This window comes from Virgibacillus subterraneus, from assembly GCF_900110695.1.
In the GTDB taxonomy this organism is placed as follows: Bacteria; Bacillota; Bacilli; order Bacillales; family Amphibacillaceae; genus Lentibacillus; species Lentibacillus subterraneus.
Genome location: NZ_FOEH01000001.1, coordinates 91,973 through 108,104, shown reverse-complemented (window position 1 = coordinate 108,104; position 16,132 = coordinate 91,973). Strand labels below are relative to the sequence as shown.

At 38.6% G+C, this 16,132-nt stretch carries 14 protein-coding genes; 6 read left to right on the top strand and 8 right to left on the bottom strand.

Annotation, left to right across the window (positions count from 1 at the left end; all coding sequences use genetic code 11):
- Window positions 1-111: 111 nt before the first annotated feature.
- Complete coding sequence (locus tag BMY13_RS00600) at window positions 112-471, top strand: Lin0512 family protein (protein ID WP_092491069.1); 360 nt, start codon at window positions 112-114, stop codon at window positions 469-471.
- 1,160 nt (window positions 472-1,631) lie between these two features.
- Here the strand turns inward: BMY13_RS00600 and dacB are convergent.
- From dacB to BMY13_RS00565, 6 genes are all read right to left on the bottom strand, one after another.
- Complete coding sequence (gene dacB, locus BMY13_RS00590; RefSeq protein WP_092501689.1) at window positions 1,632-3,152, bottom strand: D-alanyl-D-alanine carboxypeptidase/D-alanyl-D-alanine endopeptidase; 1,521 nt, start codon at window positions 3,150-3,152, stop codon at window positions 1,632-1,634.
- A 239-nt stretch (window positions 3,153-3,391) separates the two neighbouring features.
- Entirely contained in the window at window positions 3,392-4,426 is a 1,035-nt protein-coding gene (locus BMY13_RS00585) for a Gfo/Idh/MocA family protein (RefSeq protein WP_092501686.1), read from the bottom strand.
- Window positions 4,427-4,437: 11 nt separating this feature from the next.
- On the bottom strand, window positions 4,438-5,418 hold the full coding sequence (locus BMY13_RS00580; protein WP_092501684.1) for an ABC transporter permease: 981 nt from the start codon (window positions 5,416-5,418) through the stop codon (window positions 4,438-4,440).
- Complete coding sequence (locus BMY13_RS00575; RefSeq protein WP_092501681.1) at window positions 5,411-6,925, bottom strand: sugar ABC transporter ATP-binding protein; 1,515 nt, start codon at window positions 6,923-6,925, stop codon at window positions 5,411-5,413. Before BMY13_RS00575 ends, BMY13_RS00580 begins: the two co-directional genes overlap by 8 nt.
- Before the next feature lie 77 nt (window positions 6,926-7,002).
- On the bottom strand, window positions 7,003-7,962 hold the full coding sequence (locus BMY13_RS00570) for a substrate-binding domain-containing protein (RefSeq protein ID WP_092501679.1): 960 nt from the start codon (window positions 7,960-7,962) through the stop codon (window positions 7,003-7,005).
- Between the two features lie 126 nt (window positions 7,963-8,088).
- Complete coding sequence (locus BMY13_RS00565) at window positions 8,089-9,078, bottom strand: LacI family DNA-binding transcriptional regulator (RefSeq protein WP_092501677.1); 990 nt, start codon at window positions 9,076-9,078, stop codon at window positions 8,089-8,091.
- A gap of 208 nt (window positions 9,079-9,286) precedes the next feature.
- Here BMY13_RS00565 and BMY13_RS00560 point away from each other — a divergent pair, with 208 nt between their 5' ends.
- The 3 genes from BMY13_RS00560 to BMY13_RS00550 all read left to right on the top strand — a co-directional run bounded on the left by BMY13_RS00560 (window position 9,287) and on the right by BMY13_RS00550 (window position 11,816).
- Window positions 9,287-10,255 (top strand): sugar phosphate isomerase/epimerase family protein, encoded by a 969-nt coding sequence (locus tag BMY13_RS00560; RefSeq protein WP_092501675.1) that lies wholly within the window; start codon window positions 9,287-9,289, stop codon window positions 10,253-10,255.
- 635 nt (window positions 10,256-10,890) lie between these two features.
- A complete protein-coding gene (locus tag BMY13_RS00555) occupies window positions 10,891-11,442 on the top strand; it encodes a GNAT family N-acetyltransferase (protein WP_092501673.1) in 552 nt (183 codons plus the stop codon).
- On the top strand, window positions 11,439-11,816 hold the full coding sequence (locus tag BMY13_RS00550) for a nucleoside 2-deoxyribosyltransferase (RefSeq protein WP_092501671.1): 378 nt from the start codon (window positions 11,439-11,441) through the stop codon (window positions 11,814-11,816). The genes BMY13_RS00555 and BMY13_RS00550 overlap by 4 nt, the downstream gene beginning before the upstream one ends.
- An 81-nt stretch (window positions 11,817-11,897) precedes the next feature.
- Here the strand turns inward: BMY13_RS00550 and BMY13_RS00545 are convergent, their stop codons facing one another.
- Window positions 11,898-12,194 carry a 4a-hydroxytetrahydrobiopterin dehydratase gene (locus tag BMY13_RS00545; RefSeq protein ID WP_092501669.1) on the bottom strand — a complete coding sequence of 99 codons (297 nt, stop codon included), beginning with the start codon at window positions 12,192-12,194 and terminating at the stop codon, window positions 11,898-11,900.
- Window positions 12,195-12,812: 618 nt separating this feature from the next.
- Here BMY13_RS00545 and BMY13_RS00540 point away from each other — a divergent pair.
- Window positions 12,813-13,493: a type 1 glutamine amidotransferase domain-containing protein gene (locus tag BMY13_RS00540; RefSeq protein WP_092501667.1), complete on the top strand. Its 681-nt coding sequence runs from the start codon at window positions 12,813-12,815 to the stop codon at window positions 13,491-13,493.
- A 392-nt stretch (window positions 13,494-13,885) separates the two neighbouring features.
- On the opposite strand, the gene BMY13_RS00535 is transcribed toward BMY13_RS00540, so the two are convergent.
- Window positions 13,886-15,601, bottom strand: a complete 1,716-nt coding sequence (locus BMY13_RS00535) for an ABC transporter ATP-binding protein (protein WP_092501665.1) — start codon at window positions 15,599-15,601, stop codon at window positions 13,886-13,888.
- Between the two features lie 152 nt (window positions 15,602-15,753).
- On the opposite strand from BMY13_RS00535, the gene BMY13_RS00530 reads away from it, so the two are divergent.
- Window positions 15,754-16,131: a DoxX family protein gene (locus BMY13_RS00530; protein WP_092491046.1), complete on the top strand. Its 378-nt coding sequence runs from the start codon at window positions 15,754-15,756 to the stop codon at window positions 16,129-16,131.
- The last annotated feature ends 1 nt before the right edge of the window (window position 16,132 follow it).

Genomic DNA, 16,132 nt, shown 5'->3' with positions numbered 1-16,132 from the left:
CTTTTTATCCACTTCGTACAACTAATTTGGCTAAATATGAAGCGTTTGTGTTTATGTGATTTTTTAATCGGGAATTCTATCTATAAACAACTCGACAAGGAGTGATCCAGCATGGAACAAATTCTTTTTATTCAAACTGGCACCGGAATAGATGTGCATGGTCAAAATGTCACAAAAGCTTCGGTTCGCGCAGTTGAAGATGCAATATATGGAAACTCAATGCCAGGGATTGCGAAAAGCCTTCCTGGTCAGCGGATTGAAAATATGAAAGTAAATGTTCGCCTGGCTGTTCCACTCGACCGTGATAACTTAGACATTGAAGAAGTAAAAGATATCATTCCATATGGTACGGTGACCGTCGATGTTACAGACGGTGGAATGGCTACTTCGAGTGGAATTATTCTCGAAGATAAACAGGATGACAATGATTTAATGTATATCGTAAATGCTGCCGTTGAGGTAGGCTATTAAAAGTCTGCTGGTTAGATTAGGGGACACTTGATGATTCTAGGTCTTACCTATGACTACTAACTTTCACGATTAAATTCACAGTGAAGAAAGGCATGGTTTTTCTAAAAGCTGTTTTTCATTCTAATAGCTGTTGATAAACTAAACGCCATTCTTTCAGATATTTAGCGGACACAGGAGCACTTATTTAACATATATCCAAGTGATATAGGGCTAATTTTAGCAAATAAGGTATCTGGTGTCCGCTTAAACCTTAATATTGCTTGTTTCCCATAAAATAAGGTCCCTCATGTCCGCTAAAGTGCTTCCGTACAACAACGACACTAGGAGTTACCAAGCAATTTACAGTCTTTTTTTTGGTCATACGGCATTTAATGTTGTTTGTATTATTTTTTTCAAAAATAATACTTTGTGTAACTATATTCGATTCTCAGGACAAAGAAGTGGCAATAAAATATCGACAATTTTGTGGAAATTTAAAAATACTGAGGTAATCGCTGCGATGGCTGGTTTTCATGATGGCTTGGCTGAATTGACAGTCTATCCCAAATATGGAAGTGGCTGAGACAAAAGTTTTTTAGAAAAGTAAAATCCGAGCTATGATTCAAAATTCTTCAAATAGAATTCGAGTTAGTTCGGATTTATTTTTTATTGCTGATTAGATATAAACTGCGACATACTTTTTAAAAAGTTTGAGTGCTATTATGCCGCTCCGAAAACACACTTCGCTTTCCGTGGGCGGCTGTCGAGCCTCCTCGTGCTCCGCACTGTGGGTCTCGCCGATGCCTTTCCTCCCGCAGGAGTCTACGTGTATTTCCTCCGCTGTATTTGCTCACTTATTCAATAAAATAAATACATGTTGTGATGATATTAACAAGATTTTAGACCCTCTAAACCAGCAGATGGAATATGCGAGACTCCTGTGGGACAGCGAGCCAAAGAGACCCCACAGGGAGCGTTCTATGCGAGCGAGGAGGCTCGTGGTGAGCCCACGGAAAGCGAGTATATTCCATCTGCGTGGTTAGAGAACTACACTAAATACTACGAATTGGTTACCTTCAGTCTACTTCGCAGTTTATAATAATTAGTATTAGAAAATGAACGTTCTAAACATATTATCCTGTTATTATTCGTCTTTAGTTATGTCCCAGGCTTTTTCGTTATTACTGGAAATCATGCTCTGCCAAGGTTGTTGCAATTGAATCCTCAATGGAAGAATCCGCATTGCCTAAATAATTATTTAACATAATGGAAAATACCAATTCTTTTCCATCTTGTGACGTGACATAGCCAGAAAGCGTTGACACACCAGTTAATGAGCCAGTTTTGGCTACAACATTACCTTGGGCCGGCGGTGACGTCATACGGTACCTAAGTGTGCCACCAACAAGACGTTCTGGTGCACCAGCAACCGGCAGGGAGTTTTCAAATGCGGAAAACCAGCTTTTGTCCTGAATTGCTGCCAAAAATTTGGTAAGTTCATTGCTCGGAATCATGTTTTTGTGGGACATACCTGACCCGTCTCGCAAAAGGATTGTATCACGGTTTACGCCAAGGTCAGCTGCCACATCTTCAATGACATCGATTCCTTTATCCCAGCTTCCTTCGCCATGTACCACTTTCCCCATTTCTTTTGCTAGAATTTCACCGTGGCCGTTGTTGCTCAATTTCATGAACGGAATAAAGAGCTCTTCCAGAGTCATCGATTTCCTTGAAGCAAGTACAGTTGCATCCTCAGGTGCTACACCTCTTGTCACATCCGAATTTCCTGTCAGTTTAATGCCATTTTCCTCAAGTGACTTTTTAAATACATCAAGCGCATATCCTGTCGGCTCCCAAACAGAAACCCAGGACCTGGAGCGTGTCCCGTCAACAGGAATGGTTCCCTCAATTAAAATATCATTTGTTCCGTGCTGCCGTTCAATAGAAATGTCCTTGTTTTCGCCTGCTGGGACTGTTTTGGCCTCATTGACAATCGTGACATAGTCGGTTGCAGGCGTAACACTGACGTCAGGCTCGCCGCCAGGTTCATCAGCTGGATAAACCTTAACAATAACCGTTCCCGCATCATAATCTTCATTTGGGGACAAGGATAGCGCTGAAACCTGTGCCCCCGTATAATAAGGCTCGTCAGACCAGTTTAGGTCCAGTGACAGGCGGATATCATCATACCAGCTATCATCACCCATTAAATCGCCCTGAATGACACTGACGCCTTGATCTTTTAATTCATTTGCAAACTGATCCAGATCACCTTTCATCAGTGTCGGATCACCTTTTCCTTTCAGATATAAATTCCCATGAAGGGCATTCCCTCTGATATTACCGTCCGTCAGTACCTCTGTGGTAAATTGATAATCTGGCCCCAATGTCTCCATAGCTGCTGCACCTGTCAGCAGCTTCATATTAGATGCCGGATGAAGGCGTTCATCACCAGAACGCGCATAGAGTTGTTCACTAGTATTAGCTTCCCGAACACTGACACTTGTACTCGTTCCTTCCAGACTTTCATGACGGAGAATTTCGTCAAGCTTGTCCGCTAACTGATCATTCTCATTTACTGTTTCTGCCGTATCTTCAGATGCTGTTACAAAGGGTTTCTCCTGACTGGCAAATAGTATAACAACAACCATTGCCAGAAGGAAAAACAGAAATAACTGCTTAACATACCCCTTTGTGATCATAAACTGTTCACATCCTTTTAGATTTATTTGAATATTTTCAATTATACTAAAATATCATCTTAATTTAACCCTATTTTCGACAAAATCATTCCATTCACCTATGTCCGGCAAAAATATAGTCCATAATATCCGGTTTTAATTAACTATTTCAATGGTAGAAAACTAGCTAATAAAAAACCCCTTCCTAGATATTATCAGGAAGGGGGTACTACTAGATTATTAAATATTAAACTGTGCGCTTAAATTTTTACAACACTATTCGTCTCTGCGGCTTCCAGTATACCGAGGACCACTTTGAGTGATGACAGTGCATCCTGGCCAGTTACAAGTGGCTCTTCATCAAGGCGGACACAGTTGATAAATGCGTTGATGACACCAGTATTTGTCTGGTTATCATTCGTTTGGATGGCCTCAAGCTGATAATTTACCTGTTCACCATCTTTGGTAATCACTTCAATCTGATACTCAGGATCGTGATAAATTTTCATAATTCCTTTTTCACAATAGATAATTGTGCTATTGTCTTCCTCACCGTAATAAGTCCAGGAAAAGGCTGCTGTACCAAGTCGGCCTTGTTTTGTTTTCAAATTGGAAACGATGTTGTCACAAACTTCAATTGGTTCACCGTTTTCGTCAACTTTATCAAGAGCTCCTTGAAAAGCACTTACTTGTTCGATTTCATCGTCCAATAAGTAATGGATCAGGTCTAGCTTGTGAATACCTAAGTCACCCGCAACACCGAATCCTGAGCGGTCTTTTTTGAAGAACCATGTTGAGTTTGTTTTGTTCACACCCCAATGCTCTGGGCCCTGATGCCCAAAAGTAGTTCTAAATGTGAGAATTTTACCAAGTTCACCATTGTTAAGTATTTCCTTGGCTTTTTGGTGAGCGCGGGTAAATCGCTGATTGTGATCCACCATTAACTTTTTCCCGGATTTCCTTTGCGCCTCGACCACTTCATTTGCATGTTCGATTGTAAGGGAGATAGGCTTCTCACATAGGACATGCTTCCCACTAAGCAATGCTTTGGTTGAAAACAAGTGATGATTTTCATTTGAAGAACAGTCACTAATAACCTGTACTGAGGGATCTGCTAACAATTCATCAACGGTCGTTGCAACGCTTCCGTCAAACAGCTCCGCTAATTCCGCTGACCGCTCCGAGTTTCTATCATAAAAAACAATTTCACTTACATATGGATTTTCCTTATACTCTGGTGCATGACGAAACTTAGCGATTGAACCACATCCGATAATACCTGCTTTTATATTCAAATGACCGCCTCCTATTCTCTCTTTTGAAATACTACTGCTATAATTATAATTAAACCTTTTACCAATCCTTGAAGGTGTGGAGAAACATTCATCAAGTTCATCGTATTATTGAGAATGCCCAGAATCAGCACACCAAAGAATGTTCCAATGATTTTTCCCTTGCCTCCGGTCATTCGAGTACCGCCAATGATAACTGCTGCAATAGCATCCAATTCATAGAGCATGCCGGAGCTTGATGAAGAAATTGAATTCAGACGTGATGTTTCAATTATTGCTGCCACACTGACAAGTAAACCTGCTAAACTGTAGACGCCAAGCTTCACACGATTAACACGAATTGCTGATAAAACAGCTGCTTTCTCATTACTTCCAATAGCATATACATATCGTCCAAACCGTGTTTTATGCATTAAAATATATACACAAGCGGTCATAATGAGGAATATAATAATCGGATAATCAATCATCCATAAATCGGAATTCGCAATAGCCGTAAATCCAGATACTTCCCCAGACATACTTCCACCGTCGGCAATATATAATGCGATGGAACGAGCTGCCGCCATCATCCCAAGCGTGGCAATGAACGATGCAATTTTTCCCTTGGCGACCATTAACCCATTGAGCAGTCCTGCGAATGAACCAACTATAAAGGCAGTCAATACTGCCACAAAAATACTGCCTGAAGCATTTAGTGCTATTACCGTAATCACACCAACAAGTGCCAGTACAGAACCAACTGATAAATCAATACCTCCGGATAACATAACAACGGTCATCCCTAATGCAATAATACCGATAATCGAAACATGCATTAATATATTTAGCTGATTATTGATGTCTAAAAACCTTGGGCTCATTATCGATGCAGCTATAAATATAATCAGGAATGCAATAATGACACTGTACTCTGACCATAACCAGGAAAGCCGGCTTGGATTATTCGATTTGCTTGTTTGATGATTGGTCTCTTTCCGTTCTGTATTAGCCAATTGTTACGACCTCCCTTTTCGAGCCAGTTGCATAACTCATAATACCGTCTTCTGTTGCATTTTCCCCTTTAAACTCAGCAGTTATTTCACCCTGATACATGACATGAATATTATGGCAAATCTTTAATAATTCAGGTGCCTCAGAAGATAAAATAATTACGCCCTTTCCTTGTTCAGCTAATTCAATAATATGTTGATAAATCTCACGTTTCGCCCCTACATCAATCCCTTGTGTAGGATTATCGAAAATAATAATATCCGTATTTACTTCAAGCCATTTGGCAATAACAACTTTTTGCTGGTTACCACCACTTAACTTATCAATGGTTACTCCTGGATTAGCTACCTTAATATTTAATTTCTCTTTATAATACTGAAACTTACTCTTCTCCACTTTCTCCTGGATAAAGCCTGTTTTTTCAAAATGCGCCATAGAGGATAAGCTCATGTTATGAACTACACTTAAATCTTTAATAATTGCATTTTCCTTTCGATCTTTCGGGACAAGGCCTAATCCAGCTTTTAATGCATGTTTGGGATGACTTATATTTACCACTTGACCGTTTATCTTTATTTCACCGGTGTATTTTTTTCGATAGCCAAACAGACTTTCAAACAGCTCTGTTCTGCCGTCACCAGCTAATCCTGTAAAACCGGCAATTTCGCCTTTATGGACGGTAAAATTAATATCATTAAAGAATTCTTTATCTGTTAAGTTGTTCACTTCTAACGCTGCCGGTCCAAATTCATGCTCTTGTACAAACCGGTCCTCAGATACTGATTTCCCTACCATCAGGTTGGTGATTGTATCTAAGTTCTCATTTTCCATACTGCCACCGCCAACCAATTCCCCGTCACGAAGTACTGTATAGCGATCACAGACTTCTTTTATTTCTTTCAATTTGTGGGAAATATAAATAATTGAAACACCTGACTTTTTCAGGTTCTTCATTAGTTCAAACAACCGATCCACTTCATGTTCTGCTAATGCGGATGTCGGTTCATCCATAATAATAAGTGTGGAATTATGTAGTAGAGCCTTTGAAATTTCTATTAATTGTTTATACGAGGTATCTAGATTTCGTACATACTCTTTAGGATTTATTTCAACACCTAACTCAGCAAGTACTTCACTTGATTGTTTACACATTTCTTCTACTTTTACAAAACCCATCTTATTGCAAAGTTCTGAGCCTAAAAACATATTTTCATAAACTCGCAGATCTGATACAACATTCAGTTCCTGGTGAATAAAACTAATCCCATGCTGTTGTGAAACTCTAGGATTGGTCATTTTAGCGTTCTTCCCATTTACATAGATAGTACCATTATCAGGTTGATGAACCCCACCTAATATGTTCATTAAGGTTGATTTCCCGGCACCGTTTTCTCCTAGTAACGCATGTATTTCTCCGTGCTCTACTGTCAGCGAAACATCCTTTAAAACAGGAACGTTATTAAATGATTTTTTGATGTTCTTCATGGCCATGAAAGGATTTGTAGACATGTATTATACTCTCCTTTTATAGGAAAAGAGGAAATACAGTAGTGGTTTTCACACATGCTGTATTTCCTGATATTTTATTAGAATTTTGAATCTGGATTGTAATACTCTTCAACATTATCTTTTACAACCTTAGTTGCTTCTTTAACCACCATTGTTTCTTCTGGATCTTCGCCTTGTGCTAGATCTGCTGCAATTTTTACACCATCTCTAACCATTGTTGGTGAATAAAGGAATGTTGCCGAAATTAAACCGTCATCTCGAATACTTTCGAATACTCCTTTAGCTCCACCTGCACCAGTTACGAATTGTATATCTTCACGTCCTGCTTCCTTAATTGCCTGAACGACACCAAGAGCCATTCCATCATCCTGCGTGAATACAGCATCAATTTCCGGCTGAGCCTGGAGAATATTTGACATAACCTCTAATGATGTTTCAGTTGAGAACTCACCACTTTGTGAAGCGACTACTTCAATTCCTTCTGCACCTTCCATTGCTTCCTGGAATCCTGCACCACGCTGCTCTGTTACTGAGCTTGGAGGACCTGTTATTTCAACAACCTTACCTTCACCATTTAACTTCTCAATGAAATATTTACCTGCGTTTACACCGATTCCTTCGTTGTCACCTTTAACAACAACCGTTGCTGCATCGTTTTCAAGTTCACGGTCAACAATTACTAATGGAATTCCAGCATCTTTTACTTTCTGCCCTACTGGTGACAGTGCTGCTGACTCGATTGGAAGCATAACGATAACATCAACGCCTTGTGAGATTAAATCATCAACATCATTTGCCTGCTTATTTGGATCAGCTGCATTTGTCATTACATAATCAATGCCTTCACTATCTTTGATTTCTTTTGCCTGATTTTCTGCGTTATCAATTAGCGCTCCCATCCAACCATGTGTTGCTGATGGTAATGAAATCCCAATTGTAAGACTATCATCCCCGCTTTCACTATTTCCTTCTTCACCACATGCTGCTAAACTAATTACCGTCGCTAACGTCAAAACCAAAACTAGTAATTTTTTCAACAAATTTCACCCCTTAGTTTTTTATTGAAACGCTCCCCTTAAAATGTAATCGATTACATCAACATCTAAGGCCAGCGCTCTATTATCAAATCTCAATTCAATAACAGAGCGCTAATCTTAGTTGCTTTATCCTGAAGTAGATTCACGAATTACCAATTCATAGTCTAGTATAATACTTTCGACATCTGCACCTTTTATCTTATCAATCAGCATCTCCGCAGCTATCGTACCCATCCTGTGCATTGGCTGTGCGATTGTTGTTAATGTTGGATTTGTCATATTGGAAAAATCGATCTTATCAAACCCTACAACTGCTATATCGTCTGGTACATTTAGGCCGTAGCTGTTAATTTCCTTTAATGCCCCAATTGCTAATAAGTCTGATACTGCGAACACTGCTGTCGGTCGGTTTTTTGAGCCTAATATTTTCTTCATTGCCTGCTGACCATACTCAAACCCTAATTGCTGTGTGTAATAAATGTGGTCTTCATTAACAGGTATGTTGTGTTCTTCCAATGCCTTCCTATATCCAGCTTTACGTTGACGTGCGTATAAGTATTTTTCATCTGTATTTATCAAAGCAATATTTTCATGCCCAATTTTAATCAAATGTTTTACTGCACGATATGCGGCTTCCTCATTATCAATTGTTACATATGGTATTCCGCTGTCTTCTGAGTATTCACTGCATTGGATAATTGCATGACGCTCGGCCAGTTCTGTTAAAGTGTCAATGTTTACAGCCGGATCCATTGAAATTATTCCATCAGCCATTTTTTTCCTGACTAGATCAAAGTAAATGTTCTCCCGCTCAGGATTTGAATCCGTTTCACATAAAAGAATATTGTAATTCTGACTTAGTGCTGCAGTTTCAATTCCATTAATTATGTCCAAATAAAATGGATTTGCAATTTTTGGTATTAGAATTAAAAGAATTCGACTTTCCGAGTTTCGTAGGTTTCTCCCCAGCAAACTTGGTTCATAATTTAATTTTTTAATTGCATCTTCTACTTTAATTCTTGTTTTGGCGGTTACCGTACTTTGCCCATTTAATACCCTGGACACCGTTGCTACGGAAACTCCTGCTTGTTTAGCAACCTGCTGGATGTTTGCCATCTTTTATGTCCTACTTTCCATCATATCAATTTACTATTTGATTGTAATCGTTTACAATTTTTATAGTAATCGATATCAAATTATCTGTCAATACAAAAATTTAATTTATATAAAACTATTGATTTAATAGGATAAATTATATATGTTAATAATGTAATGGATTACAAGGCAGTATATTCTGATAATTATATTGAAGGAGGTCCTTTCTTTGAAATTAGGTGTTTTTACAGTATTATTTTCTGATCAGACTTTTGATGATATGTTACGTTATGTTTCATCAAAAGGACTTGAAGCAATTGAATTAGGTACCGGTGGATTTCCGGGGGATGCACATTGCAAGGTTGATGAACTACTAAATGATGAAACCAAGCTCCAGCAATTTAAACAGAAGATCACGGAATATGGATTAGAAATAAGTGCACTAAGCTGTCATGGCAATGCACTTCATCCCCAAAAGAAAATTGCTAAACCTGCAGATGAGTTATTGAACAAGACAATACGTCTCGCCTCCAAGCTTGATGTTCCAGTTGTAAACACTTTCTCAGGGTGTCCTGGCGATCATGAAGGAGCACTGTATCCAAACTGGCCTGTTACCCCATGGCCACACGACTTTCAGGAAGTACTGAAATGGCAATGGGAACAGAAATTGATTCCATATTGGAAGGATAAAAATGATCTTGCAATAGTCCACAACGTGAAGATCGGTTTGGAACTGCATGGTGGATTTTCGGTCCATACACCAGGTAACATGCTGCGTTTACGGGAAGCATGCGGACCAGCAATTGGCGCAAACCTTGATCCGAGCCACATGTGGTGGCAGGGGATTGACCCAGTAGAGGCAATTAAAATTCTAGGACGTGAAAATGCGATCCATCACTTCCATGCAAAAGATACCATAATCGACCAGCAAAACATGAACCGAAATGGCCTAACCGATATGACCGACTACTCGGAAATGCGTGATCGCGCCTGGTATTTCAGAACAGTTGGCTTTGGCCATGATGTCAAAACATGGGCAGACATGGTCAGCACATTGCGTCTTATGGATTATGATTATGTCGTTAGCATTGAACATGAAGATGGATTAATGTCCATTGATGAAGGGTTTACCAAAGCTGTCGAGAATCTGAAGCCTGTTATGGTAAAAGAGTCCGTTGGGGAGATGTGGTGGGCTTAACTATCTTCATTAACTAAAAGCAAGAGACCGGGACAAAATTGTTTTAGTTAAAGTAAAATCCGGACTATGATTCAAAATTTTTGAGATAGAATTCGAATTAGTTCGGATTTGTTTTTGTTGCAAATTAGAGTTAAAATGCGACTCCACTTAAAAGTAATCTATGTGCAATGACACCGCTCCGGAAATACATTCCGCTTTCAGCAGGCAACGATCCTAAGAGACCCCGCAGTGAGCGTTCTTTGCGAGTGAGGCAGACTAAATACGCCACGTCCTATGCGTCGGAGGCTCTTGGTGAGCACAAGGCTAAGGAAGACACTGTAAAAGCGTAAGCTTGAGCAGATGTCGCCTTTGTACCCGGAGCGGTGAAAGTGACTATTAAAACTGCGTGGTCAGAAAGCCACACTAAATACTATAATCAGTCATCCTAGTATATGTCGCATTTTATACCAACTACGTATTAGATCCAACCATTGAAAATGAACGTTCAAATCATCCTATCCTGTTATTATTCGTCTTGATAGTGGAATGTTTTAGTTATGTCCCGCCTCTTTTTTATCCTTTTTTTAATTTTTGAGGAAACTCACTTTTACTTATGATAAAATAATTTTTAAACTGTTACAGGAGGAGTGATCCAAATGTTCATTTATGAAGTAGATGAAGAAATTACCTTGAAATTCCTCGATAGCAATAATGCAGAATCCTTATTCCAATTAACCGATACTTCACGGGATTCGTTGCGGGAATGGCTCGCATGGGTAGATAATACAACAACAGTTGCTGATTCAAAAGAATTTATTAACTCCACTTTGAAAAACTATGATGAGAAAAAGGGTATGACGACAGGAATTTTTTACAAGGGGGCACTTGCTGGTGTGGCTGGGTTTAATAATTTTAATTGGAGAAACCGCATTGCTTCTATTGGATATTGGCTCGGGGCGAATTACCAAGGCCTTGGGATTATGACACGTGCTACAAGTGGCTTGATTGATTATGCATTCCATACGCTTGAAATGAACCGCGTAGAAATCCGTGCTGCTTATGAGAATAAGCAGAGCAGAGCAATTCCTGAACGGTTAGGTTTTGTGAAAGAAGGACAAATACGTCAGGCAGAGTGGCTATACGATCACTATGTAGACCATGTTATTTATGGAATGCTTTCGAGTGAATGGGAGAGCCGTAACCTATGAATTTCTACGTGGCTTCAGGATTTGCAAATATAGAGCAAGTACAATATGTTACACAAAAGCTCCAGTCTAGGGGTTATAACCTTACATATGACTGGACAAGGAACCAGCGAGCAACAAGTAAACAAGCACTCAGAACAATTGGTGAACTTGAGAAAGAAGCAGTTCTTAACTGTGACTTCTTCATTCTTTTGCTGCCTGGTGGAAAAGGAAGCCATACAGAGCTTGGAATGGCACTTGCATTAGAAAAACGTGTTTATATTTATTCTGCTGAGATGATAGACAAAACAACCGCATCTACGTTTTACTATGTCCATGGTGTCGAGCGTTTTTATGGGGAAATTAATGATTTTGTTGAAATGATAGGATTAACCTAGCCCCTATTATAATACCCCTCTAGCCAAAGCTAAAGGGGGTTCGTCATTTCCCGGGAAATATCGACAAAATGTTTTGTTAATTTATTTATCTGTCTTATCATAAAGTTTGTCAAAGTGATTAACCATCTCGAAATCCAAATCCGTTAATCCCTTCATTTGCCACGATGAAATTTTTACTGTGACAACTTTATAATCAATTGATATAAAAGGGTGATGCTGTTTTTGTTCTGCGTACTCTGCTATTTGATCAACAAACCGTACTCCATTTAGAAAGTCTTTGAAGCGATATTTGCGTTCAATCCACTTATCATCAAGTCGTTTCCAATCAGGCAAATTTGCCAATTCCTTTGTAATTTGCTCTTCACTTAACCGTTCCATTGCTCTCCTCCTTATAAATAATTCGATGGTTTACCCTCAGTTTAACAAATAATTACCCTAATCACCTAAAATCAACAACATATACACAGGATATCCACAGGAATTTGGGGATAACTTAGATAACTTGGCTTATCGCTTGCCCATCACTTGCTTTCAAATTAAGTCAAATCGAATTATTCCTGGATCATAAGCATAAAGTGGTATGCCAAAATGAAATGACTTTCAGAGCAATCCACCACTCTGGTAAACAGGATATAAGTTTCCTTCTAATATAAACACTCCGTTATATTCTTTTCAGAAGTTTTATAAATTTAAGTAGTTGTTTGATAGTGTAAGCATTTTTTTAGACGGATTTACTGTTAGGGGTATATAATACGAAATAATCTTATTACAAGTTTATTATGAATCATTTTAATTTCATTAGTGCATAATAAGCAATGTTTATAAAAGGGGGTTATTCGTATAACTTCAAACTCAATCGGGATTGGGCAAAGAAATTTAAAAAATGAATCTTTAAAAGAATTTGAACCAGAGAAAGTAATAAGTCCTGATGTAAAAATTAATGGTTTTGAGACCTGTGGGATAGACGATAGTTCAACAGCTTAGGAGGAATACAAAATGGCAAAAGTGTTAGCAGTATTATCAAGTGGATATAAAGATGAAGAAAATAATTACCAAACAGGTTGGTGGGGTGAAGAATTATTTGCACCGATGGAACTTCTGGAAAAGTCCGGTCATCTAGTTGATTTAGCTTCACCTCTTGGGGGAAAACCTGACATTGATCAAATAAGTATTAGTGAGGAATATGACCCCCAAGGAACGTATAAGGAACTGTATGAATCAGGGAAAGCAGATGAAACGCAAAAGCTTTCAGATGTGAACCCAGCAGATTATGATGTAGTTTTAGTTATTGGCGGTCATGGTGCCATGTATGACCTTGCAAAAAATGAGGATTTACATCGTATTATCAATACGATTTATGATAATGAAGGAATAGTCGCTGCGGAATGTCATGGGCCAGCCCCACTGATTTGGACAACACGCCCTGATGGAAAAAGTATTATTGCAGGTAAGAAAGCAACGGGTTACCCGGATGAAATCGAACCAGAAGGGTTATTGGATATTCTTCCATTCAGCCTTGAACAAGAAATGACAGAAATCGCAAACTATGATAAAGGTGATCTTAACCAAAAAGCTCATGCTGTATGGGCAGACAATCAAATTGTAACAAGCCGAGACCCATTCTCTTCTGAACTCATGGGAGAAGAATTAGTTAAAGCACTTGAAAAGAGAAAATAGTAATAAAAAAGTGAAATTATAAATCTTAACAAAATATCCAACTTATTTTTTGAGATTGATAATCAGACAATGTAAAATAAAGTTTTTTGCTTAACTAAACGGGTAGTTTGTAAGAGATATAAAAAGATCATCCATATTAGTCAGGACTAATATGGATGATTCTCTATTTTTTATTTTACTAAAAATAATTTAAACGACGCATTTAAAAATGATATTCGGATACGCTAGAGTTAACTCTAGCAATCTAAAGTCGGCGATCCAGATGATGCTAAGACCAATGTCGGGCCGGTGATTAATAGCGGTCAACTGAAAGGCATTCTAGAGGACCTCGAATCTCTATCTGTTATAGTACCCTTTTTCCAAAGGGGAGGATTAGTAAGAATGAATTTATTTTACCTCATCTGCACTTTATGCAAGTGAGCAAATATCCCATCTTGCTTCAATAATTCCTCATGACTTCCTTCTTCTTCGATACCATCCTTGGTTACGACCATGATTCTATCTGCATTCTTAATTGTTGCTAATCGGTGGGCAATTATTAGTGTAGTCCTGTCTTTCGTAAGTTCTGTTAATGCTTTTTGGATTATCGTTTCAGTTTCTGTATCCAGCGCTGATGTTGCTTCATCCAAAATCAGGATCGGTGGATTTTTTAAAAACATACGTGCAATCGCAATACGCTGCTTCTGACCGCCAGATAATTTCAAACCACGTTCACCAACTTGCGTTTCATAGCCCTCCGGCAATTCTTGTATAAATTCCTCCATATGTGCTTGCTTTGCAGCATATTCGATTTCTTCGTTAGTTGCATCAAGCTTTCCATAGGCAATATTATCTCTTAATGTGCCGGTAAATAAAAATACATCCTGCTGCACAACACCTATTTGATGTCGTAACGATTCTTTCGTCATATCTCTAAGATCCAGTCCATCAATCTTAATGCTCCCATCATCAACATCATAGAACCTTGGAATAAGTGAACAAATCGTTGTTTTACCAGCTCCGGATGGTCCGACAAACGCAACTGTTTCACCTGATTGAATATTTAGGCTAAGAGACTTGAGAACAGGTGCTTGTGTTTTTTCATAACCAAAGGTAACGTCCTCAAATGATATGTTTCCTCTTAATGCATTGACTGGCTTTGCACTGTCATGGTCAACGACATCTGGTTCTATGTCCAATAAATCTGTAAAACGTTTAAAGCCCGCCATTCCTTTCGGGTATAACTCGAGCAAGGCGCTAATCTTTTCAATAGGCTTGAACAACACATTAACAAGCAGTACAAAGCCAACTAGTTCTCCCGTTGTAATTTCATCGTTAAAGCTAAGCCATGCACCAACTACTAACACGATTATAACGATCAGGCGCATCATCATGTATATGTTCGAATGGACAAATGCCATTACTTTGTACGCTCCAACTTTTGCTTTACGAAAACTGTAGTTGTCCTTTGTAAAACGTTTCATCTCAAATTTTTCATTTGTAAATGATTGGACAACCCTGACACCTGAAACAGCATCTTCAACCCGTGCGTTCACTTCTGCAATATCATGGTACATTGCCCGCCAGGCCTTATTCATTTTAATGTTACTATAAGCAATCAAAAAGATTAAAAACGGTACGGCAATTAAAATAATCCATGCCAGCTGTGCATTCTGATAAAACATATACCAAAAGGCACCCACAAACGTCATAATCGCAATGAAAAAATCCTCTGGTCCATGGTGTGCCAGCTCTCCAATATCAAATAAATCGTTGGTGATCCGACTCATTATATGTCCTGTTTTTGTGTTATCAAAAAAACGAAATGACTGACGTTGAACATGGTGGAACAAGTCTTGACGCATATCCGTTTCAATATTGACACCAAGTTTATGACCAAGGTACGTCACAACATATTGCAAAAACGTACTAAGTAAATAAATCAGTAATAATCCAATACTGACTATGATAATTAAATCCCAATCATCTTTTGGTAATAGTCTATCAATAAATTCCTGAACAGCTATCGGAAAAGCGAGTTCCAATAACGCTACGAACACTGCAGCTGTGAAATCAATAATAAATAAACGCCGATGTGGTTTGTAGTAAGCAAAAAAACGTCGAATCAAGAGTTGCACTTCCTTTTCAGTTAATCTAAAGGAATTATAAGTCTAATTAAGAGGCTTGGCAATAAAGAGGGCTTGCCATCTAAAAAGGTTGTCAAGGTTGTCTATGTTCTTGCATATGTATAACATATAAACTTTTTGGAGGTGGACTACTTATGAAGAAATTACCTGTGATAAATTGGATTTGTTATGCGGTAGGCTACGTATTTATAACGACTGGAATTCTAAAGTTACTTGTTAATGACTTTAAAATTGTTTTCAGCAACTTAGGATTACCATATCCGGAATCAATTCTTTTCCTTGTTGCCATCACAGAAATAGTGTGCGGTGCACTAATTGTTAGCCGGATGTATCTTAAACGCGCTACCGCAGCACTTATATTTATTATCTTAGCAGCGATTTTTCTGACAAAACTGCCTATCTTAACAAACCAAGGTTTTCTTTCTTTTGCATTTGAAGCAAGACTTGATATTGTTATGCTTATCTTGCTCGTACTGCTTTGGCAGAACGCACCAGGCAAAACACTTACCTAGT